The sequence below is a fragment of the Ancylobacter terrae genome, from assembly GCF_045108345.1.
GTDB lineage: Bacteria > Pseudomonadota > Alphaproteobacteria > Rhizobiales > Xanthobacteraceae > Ancylobacter.
The window spans coordinates 2,590,435-2,609,388 of sequence record NZ_JBJGXH010000001.1 but is presented as its reverse complement, the minus strand read 5'-3'; the positions used below and the strand labels follow the sequence as shown (position 1 = coordinate 2,609,388).

General features: G+C 69.0%; 16 protein-coding genes. 4 read left to right on the top strand and 12 right to left on the bottom strand.

Annotated features, from left to right (window positions below; genetic code table 11):
- Positions 1–102: 102 nt before the first annotated feature.
- Positions 103–882, top strand: coding sequence for an enoyl-ACP reductase FabI (fabI, locus tag ACEUEL_RS12615; RefSeq protein ID WP_405705580.1), 780 nt, complete (start codon positions 103–105; stop codon positions 880–882).
- Positions 883–900: 18 nt separating this feature from the next.
- On the opposite strand, the gene tcuB is transcribed toward fabI, so the two are convergent.
- From tcuB to ACEUEL_RS12555, 12 genes are all read right to left on the bottom strand, one after another.
- Complete coding sequence (gene tcuB / locus ACEUEL_RS12610; protein WP_405706760.1) at positions 901–2,022, bottom strand: tricarballylate utilization 4Fe-4S protein TcuB; 1,122 nt, start codon at positions 2,020–2,022, stop codon at positions 901–903.
- A 13-nt stretch (positions 2,023–2,035) separates the two neighbouring features.
- A complete protein-coding gene (gene tcuA, locus ACEUEL_RS12605; protein WP_405706758.1) occupies positions 2,036–3,421 on the bottom strand; it encodes an FAD-dependent tricarballylate dehydrogenase TcuA in 1,386 nt (461 codons plus the stop codon).
- 38 nt (positions 3,422–3,459) lie between these two features.
- Complete coding sequence (locus tag ACEUEL_RS12600) at positions 3,460–3,810, bottom strand: RidA family protein (RefSeq protein ID WP_405705577.1); 351 nt, start codon at positions 3,808–3,810, stop codon at positions 3,460–3,462.
- A 36-nt stretch (positions 3,811–3,846) separates the two neighbouring features.
- Positions 3,847–5,442 carry a hydantoinase B/oxoprolinase family protein gene (locus ACEUEL_RS12595; protein WP_405705574.1) on the bottom strand — a complete coding sequence of 532 codons (1,596 nt, stop codon included), beginning with the start codon at positions 5,440–5,442 and terminating at the stop codon, positions 3,847–3,849.
- Between the two features lies 1 nt (position 5,443).
- Positions 5,444–7,576, bottom strand: coding sequence for a hydantoinase/oxoprolinase family protein (locus tag ACEUEL_RS12590; protein WP_405705572.1), 2,133 nt, complete (start codon positions 7,574–7,576; stop codon positions 5,444–5,446).
- Positions 7,577–7,611: 35 nt separating this feature from the next.
- Positions 7,612–9,024 (bottom strand): aldehyde dehydrogenase family protein, encoded by a 1,413-nt coding sequence (locus tag ACEUEL_RS12585; protein ID WP_405705569.1) that lies wholly within the window; start codon positions 9,022–9,024, stop codon positions 7,612–7,614.
- An 11-nt stretch (positions 9,025–9,035) separates the two neighbouring features.
- Positions 9,036–9,647: a thiamine pyrophosphate-dependent enzyme gene (locus ACEUEL_RS12580; RefSeq protein WP_405705566.1), complete on the bottom strand. Its 612-nt coding sequence runs from the start codon at positions 9,645–9,647 to the stop codon at positions 9,036–9,038.
- A gap of 11 nt (positions 9,648–9,658) precedes the next feature.
- Entirely contained in the window at positions 9,659–10,183 is a 525-nt protein-coding gene (locus ACEUEL_RS12575; RefSeq protein ID WP_405705563.1) for a thiamine pyrophosphate-binding protein, read from the bottom strand.
- Positions 10,184–10,324: 141 nt separating this feature from the next.
- The gene (locus ACEUEL_RS12570) at positions 10,325–11,671 is read right to left on the bottom strand and encodes a hypothetical protein (protein ID WP_405705560.1); all 1,347 of its coding nucleotides are present in this window, start codon (positions 11,669–11,671) and stop codon (positions 10,325–10,327) included.
- A 9-nt stretch (positions 11,672–11,680) separates the two neighbouring features.
- Positions 11,681–12,127 (bottom strand): PaaI family thioesterase, encoded by a 447-nt coding sequence (locus tag ACEUEL_RS12565; RefSeq protein WP_405705557.1) that lies wholly within the window; start codon positions 12,125–12,127, stop codon positions 11,681–11,683.
- Positions 12,124–13,689 (bottom strand): class I adenylate-forming enzyme family protein, encoded by a 1,566-nt coding sequence (locus ACEUEL_RS12560; RefSeq protein ID WP_405705554.1) that lies wholly within the window; start codon positions 13,687–13,689, stop codon positions 12,124–12,126. The genes ACEUEL_RS12565 and ACEUEL_RS12560 overlap by 4 nt, the downstream gene beginning before the upstream one ends.
- A complete protein-coding gene (locus ACEUEL_RS12555) occupies positions 13,686–14,669 on the bottom strand; it encodes a zinc-binding dehydrogenase (RefSeq protein ID WP_405705552.1) in 984 nt (327 codons plus the stop codon). Before ACEUEL_RS12555 ends, ACEUEL_RS12560 begins: the two co-directional genes overlap by 4 nt.
- Before the next feature lie 527 nt (positions 14,670–15,196).
- Between ACEUEL_RS12555 and ACEUEL_RS12550 the strand changes: the two genes are divergently transcribed.
- Genes ACEUEL_RS12550 through ACEUEL_RS12540 form a run of 3 tightly spaced genes read left to right on the top strand, consistent with a single transcriptional unit; the run spans position 15,197 to position 18,932 of the window.
- Positions 15,197–16,087 carry an FAD binding domain-containing protein gene (locus tag ACEUEL_RS12550; protein WP_405705550.1) on the top strand — a complete coding sequence of 297 codons (891 nt, stop codon included), beginning with the start codon at positions 15,197–15,199 and terminating at the stop codon, positions 16,085–16,087.
- Positions 16,087–16,563 (top strand): (2Fe-2S)-binding protein, encoded by a 477-nt coding sequence (locus ACEUEL_RS12545; protein ID WP_405705547.1) that lies wholly within the window; start codon positions 16,087–16,089, stop codon positions 16,561–16,563. The genes ACEUEL_RS12550 and ACEUEL_RS12545 overlap by 1 nt, the downstream gene beginning before the upstream one ends.
- Positions 16,560–18,932, top strand: coding sequence for a xanthine dehydrogenase family protein molybdopterin-binding subunit (locus tag ACEUEL_RS12540; RefSeq protein WP_405705544.1), 2,373 nt, complete (start codon positions 16,560–16,562; stop codon positions 18,930–18,932). Before ACEUEL_RS12545 ends, ACEUEL_RS12540 begins: the two co-directional genes overlap by 4 nt.
- Positions 18,933–18,954: the final 22 nt, after the last annotated feature.

The following is an 18,954-nucleotide window of genomic DNA, read 5'->3' as shown; positions in this document are numbered from 1 at the left end:
GGCCGGGTGCCCGGGTCAAGCCCGGGCATGAGGGAGCCGGGCAACATTTCTCACCTCGACCCGCGCCGCGCCCGCGGCGACACGCAACAGGGGGGCCTCGCCATGCCGGAACCGCATCGTCCCGTCCTCGCCGGCCGCAAGGCGCTGGTGGTGGGCGTCGCCAACGACCAGTCCATCGCCTATGGCTGCGCGAAAGCCTTCCGCGAACTGGGCGCCGATCTCGCGCTCACCTGGCTGAACGACAAGGCGCGTCCCCATGTCGAGCCGCTGGCGCGGGAACTGGGCGCCGCGATCACCGCCCCGCTCGACGTTTCGGTGCCCGGCCAGCTCGAGGCGGTGTTCGAGGAGATCACCGCGAAGTGGGGCCGGCTCGACATCCTCGTCCACTCCATCGCCTTCGCCCCGCGTGAGGATCTGCAGGGCGGCCTGCTCGACTGCTCGGCGGAGGGCTTCGGCAAGGCGATGGACGTCTCCTGCCATTCCTTCGTGCGCATGGCGAAGCTGGCCACCCCGCTGATGAGCGAGGGCGGCGCGATGTTCGCGATGAGCTATCTCGGCGCCGAGCGCGTCGTGCCGAACTACAATGTGATGGGCCCGGTGAAGGCGGCGCTGGAGGCCTCCTGCCGCTATCTCGCCTATGAGCTGGGGCCGAAGGGCATCCGCGTCCACGCCATCTCGCCGGGCCCGCTGAAGACCCGCGCCGCTTCCGGGCTGAAGGATTTCGAATTGCTGCTGAACGAGGCGGCGGCGAAGGCGCCACTGGGCGAGTTGGTCGACATCATGGATGTCGGCTTCACCTGCGCCTACCTCGCCACCCCCTATGCCCGCCGCATCACCGGCGGCACCGTCTATGTCGACGGCGGCGCGAACATCGTGACGTGAGGGCGGCGCGCGCCGGCGTCACCACTTGCTCTCCCGCGCATAGCGGACCAGCGCGGCATAGCGGTAGAGGCCGTGCACCATCTTGCTGTAGGGCATGGTCAGGAACAGCGCCAGAACCACGCCGAGATGGATGGCGAGCAGGGTGCCCATGGCGGGCGTTTCCCGCAGCAGCATCAGCGCGAGGCCGGTGAGGCTGGTCAGGAACAGCATGGCGAGGAACGCCGTGTCCATGCCGAACCGCGCGTGGTCGACGAGATGGGGCGCCCGGCGCAGCTTGGCGGCGAACAGGCCGACGGGGCCGATCAGCAGCCCGATTCCGCCCAGCGTGCCGAGCACGACCGGCAGGTCATAGAACGGGTAGGGCGCCTCGCGGCCGAGCGCGTAGTGATAGAAGGTGGCGACGCTGGTCGCCGCGAAGCACAGCAGGAAGCCGTAGAAGGTGAAGTGGTGGTAGAGGCGGCGCCGGTCGGTCGGGCGGTCGTCCTCGTTGAAGCAGCCGTCCTGCCCGCCGTCGAGATAGCGCAGCCGGCCGGCGTCCTTCATGGCCTGCCACAGCGAGGGCGGATGGCCGAGCGTCGCCGCGGGCTCGTCGATGTCCTTCCAGAAGGCCCGCAGCCCGAGCCCCATCGCCACCAGCGCGTAGAGGAAGGCCGCGCCGAACAGCGCGGCCATCGCGTTGTGCGGCATCAGCCGGTAGAAGGCGCCGGGTCCGCTCGCCGTCGCGGTCAGCGCGCCGGGATCGTTGAGCGCCACGAAGCCGAGGATGAAGCCAGCCACGCCGAGGGCTGCCGCCAGGCTGATCGCGAGGCCGTTGCGGTCGAACAGCGGCGCCAGCGCGGCCGGCCACGTATAGGCGCGGTAGGACTCGTTGCGCAGCCGCGCCAGCGTCTGCGGCACGTTCACCGCGAATTCGTGCGGCGGCGCGAACTGGCAGTCGACGTGGCAGGCGCCGCAGGAATGGCAGAGATTGGCGAGGTAGTTCAGGTCGCCGTCACGGAACTCGCGCCGCAACTCCATCGCCGGGAAAACCGCGCACAACCCCTCGCAATAGCGGCAGGAGTTGCAGATGGTCATCAGCCGGTCGCCTTCGGCGTGCAGCGCGTCGGCGTGCGGCGTCAGCGTCGCGCCGGGGGTGGTCATGCCGGGAATGGTGTCAGTTGCGAGCATGCGCGGCGGCTCCCCTTCCTGCGATCCGCCCGAACACGGAGCCGATGGTCATGCCGATGCCGGCGGCGTAGCCCTCGCCGAGGACGTTGCCGGCCATGATCTCGCCCGCTGCGAAGATGTTGGCCGAGGGCCGCCCGTCGGCCATCATCACGCGCGCTTCCTCGTTCACTCGCGTGCCGAGATAGGTGAAGGTGATGCCCGGCCGCACCGGATAGGCATAGAAGGGGGCGGTGTCGATGCGCCGCGCCCAGTGGGACTTGGGTGGCACCAGCCCTTCCGTGCGGCAGTCGTCCAGCACGGTGTGGTCGAAGGTGCCGGGCCGCACCGCCGCGTTGAAGCTGGCGACGGTGGCCTCCAGCGCTGCCGCGTCGAGCCCGAGCTTGCCGGCGAGGTCGCCGATCGTCGGCGCCGAGATGGGCGGGAACAGCGAGGGCATGAACATGGTCAGCGTCGTCGCGTCGAACAGGATGTAGGCGATCTGGTCGGGCTGGCGTGCCACCATCCGGCCCCAGATCGCGTAGCGCTTGGGCCAGATGTCCTCGCCCTCGTCGTAGAAGCGCTCGCAGCGATTGTTCACGACGATGCCGAAGATGACGCAATCGAGCCGGGTGATGATGCCGCCGTCGAACTTCGGCGCGCGGGCGTCGATCGCAACGGCGTGGCACTGGGTGGGGTCGCCGACCGTCTGGACGCCGGCCGCCATCAGCATGCGCAGCACGGTGCCGCGGTTGTAGGGGGTGCCGCGGATGAGGAAGTTGCCGGCGATCTCGCCCCAGCCCTGCTTCAGCCAGTCGATGTTCGCCTCGAAGCCGCCGCAGGCCGCGACCAGCGCCGAGGCCCGCACCGCGCTGTTGACCTTGCCGCCGATGGTGGCGCCGAGGAACATGCCGTCCTCGATGTCGAGGCCCGTCACCTCCGCATCGTACAGCACGTCGACGCCGAGGCTCTCGGCGGTGCGGTACAGCGCGTTGAGCATGGCCCGCCCGCCGCCGAGGAAGAACGAGTTGGTGTGGCCGAGGCTCAGCGTGCCGCCGAGCGAGGGCTGGAAGCGCACCCCCTGCTCGACGATCCAGTCCAGCATTTCCTTGGATTCGCGGATCATCATCCGCGCCAGCGGCTCGTCGGTGTTGCCGCGCGTCACCCGCATCAGATCGTCGAAGAACTCGTCTTCGGTGTAGGGACCGGTCAGCGTTCCCGTCGCCGTGTCGTGGGCGCAGCGCATGTTGCGGGTATGGCGCGTATTGCCGCCGCGGTAGAAGCGCGGCGCGGCTTCCAGCACGAGGACCGAGCGCCCTTCGCGGCGCGCGGCGATCGCCGCGCACAGGGCCGCGTTGCCCCCGCCGATCACGAGGACGTCGTAAGGCCGCGACAGGTCGGGCGTTGCCATGGCGTGCGGTGTCCCGGCGGGTGTCAGAGCGCGGCGGTCACGAGGATCTCGACCCGGCAGGCCGGGTTGTTCATCTCGACCTTGCCGCAGCAGCGCGTCGGCGTGCGGCCGGGGACCACCCAGGCGTCCCACACGGCGTTGAAGGCGGCGAAATCCTCCATGGTGCTCAGCCAGACCTGCGCGGTGAGGATACGCCCGCGCGCGGAGCCCGCCTCGCTCACCAGGGAATCGATCTTCGCGAGCACCTGGGCCGCCTGTCCGGCGATGTCGAGGCTCATGTCGTCGGGAACCTGGCCCGCCGTGTAGACGATGCCGTTGTGCACCAGCGCCCGGCTGCGGCGGTGGTTCTGGTCGAGGCGCGAGATGTCGTCCATGTCGAGACTACCTTTCAACTGAAGCCGTGGCATCGTTCACCGGGGCGCGCCGTAGCCGCCGCCGCCCGCGGTCTCCATCAGGACCCGGTCGCCGGCCTTGAGCACGCGCGGCTCCGTGGGGTCGACCTGCGTGCCGTTGATGATGAGGCGGCCGGGCTTGCCGGCGCCGCCGCCGGCGAAGCCCGCGGTCGGGGCCTTGAGCTGCGTCATCAGGAACGAGGCCATCACATCGGAGGCGTCCGGCAGCATCTCGAATTCGAAGCTGATGCCGCCGCCGCCGCGGTGAAGCCCGGCGCCGCCGCTGTCGCGCCGGATCTCGCGCCGCAGCACCTTGATCGGGGCAAGGTTCTCCATCATCTCGACCGGCGTGTTGCCGAGATTGGCGGGAAAGCTCAGCGCCGAGAAGCCGTCGCGCCGCGCGGTGGCGCCCTGTCCGGCGTTGAGGAAGTTGACCACCGCGAAGCGCTTGCCGCGATACTCGCCCGACATGGTGAGCGAGGAGTTCGGCGAGCCGGCGGCCCACACCTTCTCCGGCAGCACGTCGGCCAGCGCCTTGAACACCGCTGCCGGCAGCAGGTGGCCGATGGCGCTGCGCCCGCCGGACGCGGCCGGATAGGTCGGGTTCAGCAGCGAGCCGGCCGGCGCCGTGGTCGAGATCGGCAGGAAGCTGCCCTCGTTGTTGGGAATGTCGGGGCAGAGCAGCGCCTTCAGCCCGTAGACCGTGTAGGCGAAGGTGTAGATCGGCACCACGTTCAGCGCGTGCGGCAGCTGCGGGCTGGTGCCGGCATAGTCGATGGCGATCTCGTCGCCCTTCACCGTCAGCTCGCACTCGATGACGATGGGCTTGTCGAAGCCGTCATGCTGGACGGTGGAGCGGTAGACCCCGTCGGGGATCCGGCGGATGGCCTCGCGCATGGCCATCTCCGAACGCGCCCGCACTTCCGCGCCCAGTGCGTTGATATCGACCGCGTCGAGCAGCCCCTGAAGGCGCTCGCCCATGGTGCGGCAGCCGGCGACCTGCGCCCAGATGTCCCCCATCCCCTGCTCGGGGACGCGGATGTTCTGGGTGATCATCTCGACCAGAACCTCGTTCGGCTTGCCGCCGTCGAGCAGCCGCATCAGCGGGATCTGCAGCCCTTCCTCGTAGATCTCCCGGCTCGAATTGGAGCGCAGCTTGCCGCCGATGTCGGGCAGGTGCGAGACCACGGCGGCGAAGGCCACCAGCTTGCCGCGGTGGAAGATCGGCGTTGCGGTGGTCACGTCGTGGACGTGGCCCGAGCCTTTCCACGGATCGTTGGTGATGAACACGTCGCCGGGCTTGATGGTCTCGGCCGGGAACTTGTCGAGGAAGTGCCGCACGGTGGCCGGCAGGCAGCCGATGAAGCCGGGCAGCGACATGGTGGACTGCGCCAGCGAGCGCCCCTCGGCGTCGGTCAGCACGATGGCGAAGTCGTTGCCGTCGCGCACCAGCGTCGAGAAACAGGTCCGCACGAACGCGGCGGAGGCCTCGTCGACGACGCTGACGAGGCGCTTCCACAGGATCTCCAGCTCGATGGCATCGAAGGCCGAGGAATTGCGCGGGGGCTGGTGGCCGGCAGGGACCGGACCGCGCTCGGCGACGAGATGGGCCATGTCAGTCGAATTCCTTGATGGTGACGGCGACGGTCAGGTCGGGCCGGATGGTGACGTCCGCCGCCACCGCGACCACGATGGTGGATTCCCGCTCTTCGAGGATCAGCGGCCCCTGCAGGGTGCGGCCGGGCGTGACGGAATAGCGGTCGAACACGTCCACCGTGCCGTAGGCGCCGGTCAGCGGCAGGTAGATCTCGCGGCGCCCGGTGACGCCGTCGCCGGCGCCGTTGGAGCGGGCGCGGACCCGGTTGTCGCCCCACTCGAAATGATGGCCTTCGCTCGGGGCGCGGCCCACCAGACGCCAGGTCATCACCTGCGGCGTCGCATTGGGCACGAGACGGCCGTAGAGGCGCTCATACTCGGCCTCGAACGCGGCGCGCAGCACCTCGCTCGTCGCCGGCGACACCTGCGTGTAGGGGATCGAGACGTCGATCTCGGCGCCCTGGCCGTAATAGCGCATGGCCGCGCCGATCACCCATTCGACGTCCTGCGCGCCGGCCGCCGCCAAATCGACCTCGCTCTGCTGCCGCAGGTCGCGGAGATTCTCCGCCACCACCGACCAGTCGACATCGGCCAGCAATTGCGGGTTGGACCAGGCGCGGTCGATGCGGGCCGGCGCCGCCAGCATGCCGAGGCAGGAGCCCGCGCCGGCGGCGATGGGGACGAGCACATGCGCGATGCGCAGCTTGCGCGCCACCTCGACGGCGTGGACCGGGCCGGCGCCGCCGGTCGCCACCATGGTGAAGTCGCGCGGATCGAGCCCGTTCTCGGCGATGTGGATGCGCGCCGCGCTCGCCATGTTCTCGTTGACGACGTTGCAGATGCCCCATGCCGCCTCCAGCGGCGAGACCGAGAGCTCCCCGGCGAGCCGCTCCATGGCGCGGGAGGCGCCGGCGACGTCGAGCTTCATCTCGCCGCCGAGGAAGTTGTCGGGGCTCAGATAGCCCAGCAGCAGGTCGGCATCGGTCACGGTGGGGTCGGTGCCGCCGCGTCCGTAGCAGGCCGGCCCCGGCACCGAGCCGGAGGATTCCGGGCCGATGTTGAGCAGGCCCAGCCGGTTGCAATGGGCGATGGAGCCACCGCCGGCGCCGATCTCGATGAGCTCGATGCTGGGGATGAGGATGGGCAGGCCCGAGCCGCGCTTGAAGCGCTCGACGCGGGCGCATTCGAAGCTGTGCGCGATGGGCGCCTCGCCGCCGACCGCCACGCAGGCCTTGGCGGTGGTGCCGCCCATGTCGAAGGCGAGCACCTGGTCGACGCCGTTCTGCCGCGCCGTGTTCAGCGCCGACATCACGCCCGCGGCGGGGCCGGATTCCAGCAGCAGGATCGGCGATTCCGCGCCCGATTCCGCCGAGGAGAAGCCGCCGCTCGACACCATCACCCGCAACGGAATGCCGGTCCGGATCGCGGCGATGCGCGCGCCGAGCTCCTGCAGGTAGGTTGCCACCAGCGGCTTCACATAGGCGTTGGCCGCCACTGTCGAGGTGCGCTCGAACTCCTTGATCTCCCGCGCGAGATCCGCCGACAGCGAGATGGCGAGATGCGGCAGGGCGGCCCTGAGGCGCGCCTCGATCTTCTTCTCGTGCGCGGTGTTCACATAGGAATGCAGCAGCGAGACCGCGGCGGATTCGACGTCGAGCGCCTTCAGCTGCTCGACCATGCGGTCGAGTTCGTCCTCGCTCAGCGCCTCGATCACCTCTCCCGCGGCGTCGAGCCGTTCGGCCACCTCGATGCGGTTATGCGCCTCGATCAGCGGCTTGGGCATCTCGATGTCGAGATCATAGATGTCGTAGCGCCACTCGCGGCCGATATCGAGCACGTCGCGCATGCCGGCGGTGGTGATGAGCGCGGTCTTGGCGCCCTTGCGCTCGATCAGCGTGTTGGTGATGAGGGTGGTGCCGTGCACGACCTCGGCCAGCGGCGGGGCGGTGGCGCCGTCGTGGGACTGGCCGACCTGACGCAACAGATCCTCGATCACCGTCGTCACCGCCTGACCCGGGTCGGCGGGCGTCGTCGGCGATTTGGCCACCCAGATCCGTCCTTCCGGCGACAGCGTCGCGACGCCGTCGGTGAAGGTTCCGCCGATGTCGACGGCGACGCGCAGGGTGTTGTCAAAGGTGACGGGCTTGTTCATGTCGGTCGTTGCTTCTGAACTGATGCAGGCGGGGTTCAGTAGGCGATGGTGACGAGCCGTTCCTCGGTCATCTCGCGGATGGCGTAGGCCGGCCCCTCGCGCCCGAAGCCGCTGTCCTTCACGCCGCCGAACGGCATGACGTCGACCCGCGCGCTCGAGGCCTCGTTGATGTGGACGCCCCCGAAACGCAGCTTCCGCGCCGTGCGCAGGGCCGTGCCGATGTCGGAGGTGAACAGCCCGGCGGAGAGGCCGAACGGGCTGGCATTGGCGAAGTCGACCGCCTCGGCGAGGTCGTCGAACGGGATGACGGACACGACCGGCGCAAAGATCTCCTCGCACACCACCTTCATTGCGGGATCGACCCGGTCGAGCACCGTCGGCGTGAACACCGTGCCGTCATGCGTGCCGCCGGTGAGGATGCGGGCGCCGGCGGCCACCGCCTCCTGCACCCAGGCCGCCGCGCGTTCGGCATGGGCGCGGGAGATCATCGGGCCGACCGCCACGGAAGGGTCGGCGGGATCGCCGGCCTTGGTGGCGCGCACCGCCTCGACGAGCTTCGGCACGAAGCTGTCCGCGATGCGCCGGTCGACGAACAGCCGCTGCACCGAGGTGCAGACCTGGCCCGCCTTGCGGAAGCCGGCATTGACGATCTTCGGGATGGCCCGCGCCACATCGGCATCGTGGCAGACGATGGTGCTGGCGATGCTGCCGAGTTCGAGCTGCGTGCCCCGCAGCCCGGCGGCGGCCTGGATTTCGCGCCCGACGCGGGTGCTGCCGGTGAAGGCGTAGAAGGCGATGCGCGGGTCCTCCAGCAGCCGTCGCCCGATCGCCGAGCCCGGGCCGTGCAGCAGGGCGAGGAGGTCGGCCGGCAGGCCGGCATCGACCAGCGCGCGGCACAGTTCCACCGCCGAGAGCGGCGTGTGGTTGGACGGCTTGAGGACGACCGCATTGCCGCCCGCCAGCGCCGGCGCCACCTTGTGCGCGACCACGTTGAGCGGCGAGTTGAACGGGGTGATGGCGCAGACCACGCCGCGCGGCACGCGGATGGTGAAGCCGAGCCGATCCCGCACGCCCGCACCCGCTTCCAGCGGCACCAGCTCGCCATTGAGCCGCTTGGCCTCTTCCGCCGAGAGTTCCAGCGTCTGGACGCAGCGCTTCACCTCGTTGTCGCCGTCGGCGCGGGTAAAGCCCGCCTCGTCGCGCATCAGCGCGATCAGCGTCTCGGCCCGCTCCTCGATCAGCCGGGCGGCCCGGGAGAGGATGCGGTAGCGGTCATAGGGGGTGAGCGTGGATGCTTCGACGGTCGCCTGCGCGCTCGTCACTGCCGCGTCGACCTGATCGAGCGAGGCCACGGCCATCGCGCCGAACACCTCGCCGCGGAACTTGTCGCGCAGGCGGTCGGTCGAGGCGCCGTCGACCCATTTTCCGCCGATGAGAAGCTGGGACATCGGTTTCGCCCTCACGCCTTGCCGCCGATGCCGGCCATGAAGTTGAGGCGGATTTTGACCGGATCGCGCTCGGTGACCCCCGCGGGCTTGGTCTGCTCGATCTTGGCGGCGATCAGCCAGGGTCCGTCGCCCTGCAGCGCCCGCCCGACCAGTTCGTCGAAATGCGCGTCGTCGGCCGCCCAGTAGGCCTGCTTGAGGCCCGCCCCCTTGGCCACGGCGACGATATCGGTGCCGGCCGCGGTCAGCGTCTTCTGCGCCCCGGTGATGTGGTAGGCGCCGTTGTCCCAGATGATGATGGCGAGGTTCTTCGGCGCGGTGGCGGCCACCGTTCCGAAGGCCCCGAGCTGCATCAGGATCGAGCCGTCGCCGTCGAGCGCGAACACCTTGCGCTGCGGCTGGGCGATGGCGACGCCGAGCGCGATGGGTGTGGCGAGGCCCATGCTGCCGAGCATGTAGAAATTCTGCGGTCGCTGGCCGGCGGCCCAGAGGTCGAAATTGGTGTGCCCGATGCCGCCGATCACGGCTTCCTCGGAGGTCAGCCGCGCCACCAGCCGGCGGGTGAGGTCGGTGCGGTTGAGCAGCGCGGCGCTCTCGCGGGTCGTCTCGGGGTCGACGTTGGACATGACGGGTCCTCTCACGCGGCGCGCTTGGTGAGGAGCGGCGACAGGATCACCGCCGCCGGAGCCTGGGTGGCGAAGGCCTGGCGCACCATGCCGTCGACGACGAACTCGACCTGAGCCTTCTCCTGGATGGCGAAATGCTCGATGCCGAGGCTCTGCAGCACCGGCCGCATGGTGCGGCACACGATGGCCTGGCCCTGCTGGAACTCGCCGAGCGTCCCGCGCTCGGAGATCAGCATCAGCAGCGGGATCTGGAACGGGCAGGCGAGGGACGCCAGCGCGTTGACGATGGTGGCGAAGCCGCTGGTCTGCATCAGCGCGACGCCGCGCTTGCCGGCCATGTAGGCGCCGGTGACGATGGCCACCGCTTCCTCTTCCCGGGCCGGTGCGATCACGGTGAAGAAGGGATCGGCCTCGATCAGGCGGATCAGCCGCGCCAGCACATTGTCGGGGACATAGCTGACGAGGCTGACATCGTTCGCCTTGAGCACGCGGACGACGATCTCTTCCCAGCTTTCGGCGGTCGGTTCACCGGACATGTCGGCCTCGGTCGGATGGATTTCGGGGGGAGCCGGGAGGCGGAAGGGGGCAAGCCGCCTTCCGCCTGTGATGACGCTAGTCACGCCGGCTATTCGACACAAACTATTAATTTTTGTGTATTGTTCACTAGAGACGATAAATCAGCGATCGAAGAAGCCGTCCTGGATCGCCCGCAGCCACACCGAGCCGATCACCTGCACCTGGCGTTCGACGATGCTGTGGTTGAACCCCTCGATCCGGGTGATGCGGTGCGTACCCGTCGCCTCCGCCGTGAGGTCGCGGGCCGCTTCCATCCATGCGGGCGGATAGACCTCGTCCAGCGTCCCGTTCATGTCCCAGACCGGCACGCCCTTCAGCCCCGGGCCCGGCTCGGCGATGGCGATCTGTTCCTGGAGCAGCGCGGCATAGCCGAGCTGGCGACGCTCCGCCGGCAGGAATTCCGCGGTGTAGAGGCGCAGCGCCCCTTCCGAGAGCGCGCCGATGTTGAAGAACATCAGGCTGTCCTCAGCCGCCTTGAAGCGCGGCTCCTTCAGGTTGCGCTCCCAGCGCGCGTCCTTTTCGGCGGGGTTGGCGCGGGTGTTGTAGAACTCGAAATCCGCCCGTCCGCGGCCGCGCACCCGCAGCGCCGACTTCTCGTAGAGCCAGTCCCACCGACCCTTGTGCAGCGCCGCGCCGTAGAAATAGGCGATGCCGGGAGGGGAGGTGCCCCAGTTCAGGAAGCCGTCCGGCTGGATGCGGTCGGCCAGCGGCCACATGAACGCGCCGCCCGTGGAAAAGCCCCAGTAGAGCAGCAGCGACTGCCGGCGTTCCTCCTCACTGAGGACATGGCGCAGCCCCTTCTCGAAGCCGTCGACGAACACCACCGGCGTGGCGGCGACCATGTAGTCGTAGAGCGCGGTGCCGGGCTTGGGAAAGCGCACGAACTCGCTGCCCGAGGAGCTGGAGGTCTTGCCCGCGGCCTGCGAGGTCCAGTCGTCGCTCGACCAGTAGGCCTTCTGGTGGCGCGAGAAGATCGGCATCCGGTCGTTGAGCGGGATGGTCTCCCAGCTGCCGCTGCCGTCGGCGGCGAAGAAGTTCCAGCGGCCGATGCGGTTGAGGCCGATGAAGGTGACGCCGCGCTTGGCGAGCCAGACGCCGATGCCTTCCTTGCCCTCGTCCGTCGTCAGGAAGCCGTTGATGCTGGAGCTGCCCTCCTCGGTCGCCACCAACACGACCTTGCGGCCGTTATGCAGCAGCGGCTTCTCGGGATCGAGCCGCATCACGACCTGCGTGAAGCTGCGGCCGTTGGCGTCGAAATCGACATAGTCGATCTTGCTGGAATAGCCCGTGGTGGCCGGGAAATCCTTGCCCGCGAGAATCTCCTCGACCTGCGCGGCGGGAATCGTGGCCTTGTCGGCCGGAAGTTCCCAGGCCGCCGCCGGGGCCAGAGAGAGCCATAAAGGTGCAATAATACCTACAACGAGATGCGCGATCTCACGACGTCTCATCATCGCCTCCTATGTGCCGGAAGGGGTCTTGCCTTCCTGCGGTGCCGTCAGGAACGTTCCGCGGCCGCTGGCGAGGAGCCGGCCGGCCTCGTCGTAGATCGCCGCCTCGCAGGTCGAGACCTGCTTGCCGAGCTTGATGACCCGTCCCTTCGCCGTGAGGTCGCCCTTGGTGGCGAGACGGTGGTAGTCCACGCGCAGATCGATGGTCAGCACCGGCCGGCCCATGCTGCTCATCAGCGCAAGATTGGCTGCGAAGTCGATCAGCGCGGCGTGGATGCCGCCCTGGGTCTGGCCGATGACCGGGTTGGCGACCCATTCCGGCCGCCACGCCGCCTTCAGTTCGATGCTGTCGGCGCCCAGCGCCAGCACGGTGATGTTGAGCCACGACAGGAACGGGCTGCGGTCGACGATGGCCTGCACGTCGGCGGCCGTCTTGCCGGGGGTGTCCGCGCTCATGCCTGGGCTCCTTCGGTTGCAGACGCCCCGGCGCCGGGCGGCGTCTCTTCGGCCCGTGCGGCATCCCGCAGCCGGCGGGCCTCGCCTTCCAGGAAACGCCGATCGATCTTGCCGACGCCCGTCATCGGCAGCGCGTCGAGGAACACCACGAGGCGCGGGTACTGATAGGGCGGCGCATTGTTCAGCGCGTGCTGCTTGACGTCGTCGGCGGTGAGGCTGGAGCCGTTGCGCTTCACCAGGAAGGCGTAGGGCACCGTATGCTTGATGGCGTCGGGGGCGGGCACCACCACCGCCTGCTCGATATCGGGATGGCGCTCCAGCATCAGTTCGACTTCGGCCGGATAGACGTTGTGGCCGCTGGTGGTGAACATGTCGTCGGAGCGGCCGACGAAGTAATACCAGCCGAGCTCGTCGCGCCGCAGGATGTCGCCGGTGTTGAACCAGCCTTCGGCGTCGAACTTCGCCGCCATCTGCTCGGGGTTGTTGTGGTAGCCGTTCATCATGCCGGGCCCGCGCACATGCAGCGTGCCGAAATCCGGCGTGTCGCCGACGAGGCGGAACGTGTTGCCCTCGATCGGCCAGCCGATCGAATGGCGCGGGCGCGGCGCGCCCTGCGGATGGCGCCCGAACAGCGCGGCGCTGGTCTCGGTGATGCCGAAGATGAGGTTGATCTTCGCGTTCGGGAACTGCTCGGCGACCTGGTCGATCAGCTCGTCCGAGGCCGGCGCGCCGCCCATGGTGGCGAGGCGGACGAAGGAATAGTCGCGGCCCGCCAGCAGGTCGCGCTGCTGCAGCATCATCGCGAGGATGGTGGGCACGCCCGACACCACCGTGGTGCGGTAGCGGTTGATCGCCTCGATATAGGCGCGCGCCTCGAACTTGCGCATCAGCACCACGGTCGAGCCGGCGTACAGCACGCACTTGATCGAGTTCATGGCGTGCTTGTGGTAGAGCGGCGCCGCGACGATCATCCGGTCCGCCGGCGAGAAGTCGCGGTCGCGGGAGATGGTCTCGGCCACCCAGCTATGGGCGCGGTGCGACAGCAGCACGCCCTTGGGGCGGCCGGTCGAGCCGGAGGTGTAGGGCTGGAACGCCACCGACTCCCGATCCGGCACGAAGGGGGTGAACGGACCGGGGTCCTTGAACGCGGAGAGCCCGTCCTCGCCCTCGGCATCCACCCGCACGCGGGGCGTGCCCTCGGGCAGCTTGGCGGCGAGATTGCTCTCGCAGAACACCAGCCGGATCGCGGAATCCTCGATGATCCAGGCCAGCGTTTCCGGCGGCAGCAGCACGCCCATCATTACCGGAATGACGCCCGCCCGCATGGCGCCGAAGAAGACCTCGAGGAACTCCGCCCGGTTCGAGCAGAAGATGCCGATCCGCTCGCCCGGCACGAACCCCCGCGCCACGAGGCCGCGCGCCACGCCGTCGCAGGCGGCGTGAAAGGTCGGGTAGTCGATCTCGCGCGGGTGCGCGGGATCGTGGAGGTCGATGATCGCCAGATGACCCGGCTCGCGGAAGTCGCTGCCGAGGCAGCCGAGATTGCGGATAGCGCCGGTCATGGGTTCACGATCACCTTGCCGAAGATGCGGCGGCCTTCGAGGAGGGCGACGCCCTCGGCCGCGCGCGCCAGCGGCAGCCGCGTCTCCATTACCGGCTTGAGCCGGCCCGAGGCGACGAAGTCGAGGCAGGCGACGATGTCGTCGGGCACATAGGCCCGGCTGCCGATGATCTCGGTCTCGCGGTGCCAGAGGAAGCGGATGTCGATTTCGCTGATATGGCCGGCGGTCGAGCCGCAGGTCAGGATGCGCCCGCCCGTCGCCATGCAGCGCTGGGTCTGGATCCAGGTATCGCCGCCGGTGAAGTTGATGGCGACGTCGACGCCCGTCTTGCCGCTGGCGGTCCAGACGGCACGGGAGAATTCCGGCGTCTCGACATAATTGATGATGTGGTCGGCGCCGAGGTCGCGCAGCTTGCGGCCCTTTTCCTCCGAGGAGGTGCAGGCGAAGACCTCGCAGCCCGCCATCTTGGCGAATTGCAGGCAGGAGACGCCGACGCCGCCGCTGGCGCCGAGGATCAGCACCTTTTCGCCCGCCTTGATCTTGCCGCGCGTGAACAGCATGCGGTGCGAGGTGCCGTAGGCGATCGGCAGCGCGGCGGCCTCGTCGAAGCTCACCGCGTCGGGGATGGCGATCAACTGGCGCTGATCGACGGCGATGTATTCGCACAGCCCGCCATTGCCGTTCTCGCCGAGCACGCCGCCGGTGGGAAAGCGCGGGAACAGCACGACGCGCGTGCCGACCCAGCTGTCGGGAACATCCGCGCCGACCTCGCGGACGATGCCGGCAATGTCGCCGCCGGGGATTCGCGGCATCTTCGTCGGCATGTCCGGCATGCCGTGCATGACGAACACGTCCATGTAGTTGAGGCCGCAGGCCTTGATTTCCACCAGCGCCTGGCCCGCTGCCGGGGAGGGGCGCTCCCATTGCTCGTAATTGAGCTGCTCGATGCCGCCATGCGCATGCAGGGCGACAACATTCATGGTTGTGCTCATGGCCATCCGGACGGGCTTCCGTTTCGCTGATCGGGATCTGATAAAACGGATAAGTGCTCGCTGCCGACGCAGCAAATTATTAAATATTCTTGATTGTTCGTATTTTAAGATATATCCGCTCGCCCCCTGAAGAGACAAGTTTATGAAAATAAAAGGATATCTCCAGATGGCGGTCGTTCGCCCGGCGAACATCGCTCCCGCTCCCCGAACCGTCCGGTGTCGGTGCCGCCGCGGCGTCCGGGAGGCCGTGCCGGGCGGCAGCTCAGCGGGAATATATATTGGTAAATCAGAATAATTCAGCATAATTAGTAATTTGTCGTGATCAAATCCGTTGCGGATAATTCGTCTGCCCGAATTAACGTCGGCAGACTACGATGATTTGGGTAATGGATGCCGCGGCAGGACCTTGGGCCGATCCGCACCGCCTGTGGCGGCGCGCGCCGGCTTTGCGGGACGGCCGCGTCCGGGAACGGGCCGCTCGCGGCCTCATATGGGACAGCAGCCGCAGCACGCCGATGAAGCCTCCGCCCTTCACCTATTTCAGACCGGAAACGCTCGGCGAGGCGATCGCGCTGCTGGGCGGGACCGACAATGCCAAGGTGCTCGCGGGCGGCCAGTCGCTGATGGCCATGCTCAATCTGCGCTACGTCTTTCCGGACGCGCTCATCGACATCAACGATCTGGCCGAGCTCGCCGGCATCGCCATCGGGCCGGAGCGCATTCGCATCGGCGCGCTGACCCGCCAGCGCCGGATCGAGCTGGATGATGCCCTGTTCGACGCGATGCCGATCTTTCGCGACGCGGTGAAACTCGTCGGCCACCGCCAGACCCGCAATCGCGGCACCATCGGCGGCAGCCTGTGCCATCTCGATCCCGCCTCGGAACTGCCGGCGCTCGCCCTTCTGCTCGACGCGGAGATCGAGGCGGCCGGGCCGCAGGGCACGCGGCGCATCCCGGTGCGGGACTTCGTCGCCGGCTACATGATGCCCGGCATCGCGCCGGACGAGATCGTCACCGCCGTCGAGTTCGCGCGCTGGGCGCCGACGCACGGCCACGCCTTCCACGAATTCGCCCGCCGCCATGGCGATTTCGCCGTCGCCTCCGCCGCCGTCATGCTGGAGCGCGGGACGGACGGCGCCGTCACGCGCTGCGCCATCGTCATCGGCGGCATCGGCTCGGTGCCGCAGCGCCACGCCGCGGGGGAGGAGCATCTGACCGGCCGCCCGGCCGACCCGCAGACCATCGCGGCGGTCATCGAGAGCTGTGCCGAACTCGAGGTGCTGGGCGATTTCCACGGCGGGGCCGACTATCGCCTCAGCGTCGCGCGCACCATGCTGCGTCGCAGCCTCGCCCTCGCGCTGACGCGCGCAGCCGCGCGGATGGCACCCGACAGGGCGGCGTCGTGATGCACGAGATCGAGCTCCTCATCAACAACCGTCCCTATCGCGGCACGGCCGAGGCGCGGACCACGCTCGCCGATTTCCTGCGCCATACGCTGCGGCTCACCGGCACGCATCTGGGCTGCGAGCACGGTGTGTGCGGCGCCTGCACGGTGCTGGTCGACGGGGTCAGCGCGCGCGCCTGCCTGATGCTGGCGGTGCAGGCCGACGGCGCCATCGTCGAGACGGTCGAGGGGCTCGCCGCGCCCGACGGCACGCTGCACCCGCTGCAGCAGGCCTTTCGCGATGCGCATGGGCTGCAATGCGGCTTCTGCACCCCGGGCATGCTGATGACGCTCGTCGAACTGCTGAACGAGACCGCAAGCCCCGGCGAGGCGGAGATCCGCGACGCCATCTCCGGCAACATCTGCCGTTGCACCGGCTACCAGAGCATCGTCGACGCCACCTTGCAGGTGGTCGCGGCGCGGGACGCGGCGCGATGAACGCGACGCGCCCGCCCGAACCGCGAAGCGAGGGCCGCGCGCCCTTCGTCGGCCGCCCGGTGCCGCGGCTGGAGGACCCCGCGCTGCTGACCGGCGCGGGGCGCTATCTCGACGACATCCTGCTGCCCGACCTCCTGCACTGCGCCTTCCTCCGCAGCCCGGTCGCCCATGCCCGTATCGAGCGGATCGACGTGGAGGCGGCGCGGGCGCTGGCGGGCGTGCACGCGGTGCTGCTGCTCGCTGATCTGATGCCGATGCTCACCTCCGGCCGCATGCCGCTCGGCGCCAGCCCGGTCTCCGGCGAGACCCGCAGCACGCCCTTCGTGCTGTCGAACCGCGAGGTCGCCTATGTCGGCGAGCCGATCGCGCTCGTCGTGGCGTGCTCGCGCTATGTGGCGGAGGACGCGGTGGCCCGCGTCGAGATCGATTTCGCGCCGCTGCCCGTCGTCTGTGACGCGCGCGTCGCCATGAAAGCCGATGCGCCCCGCGTGCGCAGCGAGATCGACAGCAACCTGCTGAGCACCTTCCATGTCGGCTTCGGCGATGTCGATGCCGCCTTCGCCGGGGCCGCCCATGTCTTTTCGGACGTGCTGTCCCAGCACCGCGGCTGCGGCCACTCGATGGAGGGGCGCGGCGTGCTGGCGGAGATCCGCCCCGGCGACGAACTTTGCGTGTGGTCGTCCACGCAGATGCCGCACGATCTCTACTACATGCTGCAGACCATGCTCGGCATGGACCAGGACGCGCTGCGCGTCATCACCCCGGATGTCGGCGGCGGCTTCGGGCCGAAATACTGCCTGTACCCGGAAGAGGTGGCGCTCCCGGCGGCCGCCCGCCTGCTGAAGCGCAATCTCAAATGGGTGGAGGACCGCCGCGAGACCTTCATCTCCTCGATCCAGGAGCGCGACCAGTACTGGACGGTGGAGGTCGCGGTCGATGCCGAGGCGCGCCTGCTCGGCATCCGCGGCAACCTGGTCCACGATCAGGGCGCCTATGCGCCCAAGCCCGTGAACCTGCCCTATAACGGCGCCAGCTCGATGACCGGGCCCTATGTGCTGCCGGCCTACAGCATGGATGTGCATGTGGTGCACACCAACAAGGTGCCGGTGTCCTCGGTGCGCGGCGCGGGCTACCCGCAGGCGGTCTTCGCCATGGAGCGCACCCTGGACCTCGTCGCCAGCCGCCTGGGGCTCGACCGCGCGGAGGTGCGCCGGCGCAACCTCATCACGCCGCAGATGATGCCCTACACCAAGAAGCTGACGACCCGGTCCGGTGCGTCCATGGTGTATGACAGCGGCGACTATCCCGCCTCGCAGGCGGAAGCGCTGGCGGCGGCGGGCTGGGACGATTTTCCCGAGCGCCAGCAGCGCGCCCTCGCCGAGGGCCGCTATATCGGCATCGGCATCGCCAATGCGGTGAAGGGCACCGGCCGCGGGCCGTTCGAGAGCGGCGTCGTGCGCGTCGGCCAGAACGGCCGGGTCAGCGTCTTCACCGGCGCCACCGCCATGGGCCAGGGCCTCGCCACGGCGCTGGCGCAGATCTGCGCCGACGAGCTGGCCATCATGCCCGACGACGTCACCGTGATCGCCGGCGACACCTCGAAGACCCCGCTCGGCCTGGGCGGCTTCGCCAGCCGCCAGCTGGTCACCGCCGGCTCCTCCGTCCATCTCGCCGCGAAGGCCGTGGCGGGCAAGGCGCTGAAGGCGGCGAGCGCGATCCTCGACGTTCCCGAGGAGCAGCTCGAACTGCGCGAGGGCCATGTCCATGTGACGGGCGGCAACCGCAGCCTGGCGCTGGGGGAGATCGCCCGCCTGCTGCGCGGCGCGCCGGGCTATGCCTTCCCCGCCGGCGTCGATCCGGGGCTGGAGGCGAGCGTCGAGTGGCGCACCGATGCGCTCGCCTATGCCAATGCCTGCCATGTCGTGGAGGTTGAGGTCGAGCCGAGCCTCGGCCATGTCGAGATCACGCGCTATGTCGCGCTGAACGATTCCGGCCGCATGATCAATCCGATGATCGTCGAGGGCCAGGTCCATGGCGGCATCGTCCACGGCATCGGCAACGCGCTGTACGAGCTGATGGGCTATGACGACGCCGGCCAGCCGGTGACGACCACCTTCCAGGAATATCTGCTCGTTACCGCCACCGAGATTCCCCGGCTCGAGACGATCTACCGCGAGACCCCCTCGCCGAAGAACCCGATCGGCGCCAAGGGCGTCGGCGAGACCGGCACCATCCCGGCCGCCGCCGCGATCATCTCGGCCATCGAGAACGCGCTCGCGCCGTTCGACATCCGCATCTCGCAGACGCCGATTCCTCCGGAAGCCCTGTTCCGGCTGATCGAGGCCGCGCGTCGCGGGCCCGCCCTCTAGCCGGAACCAATCGAGGCCCCCT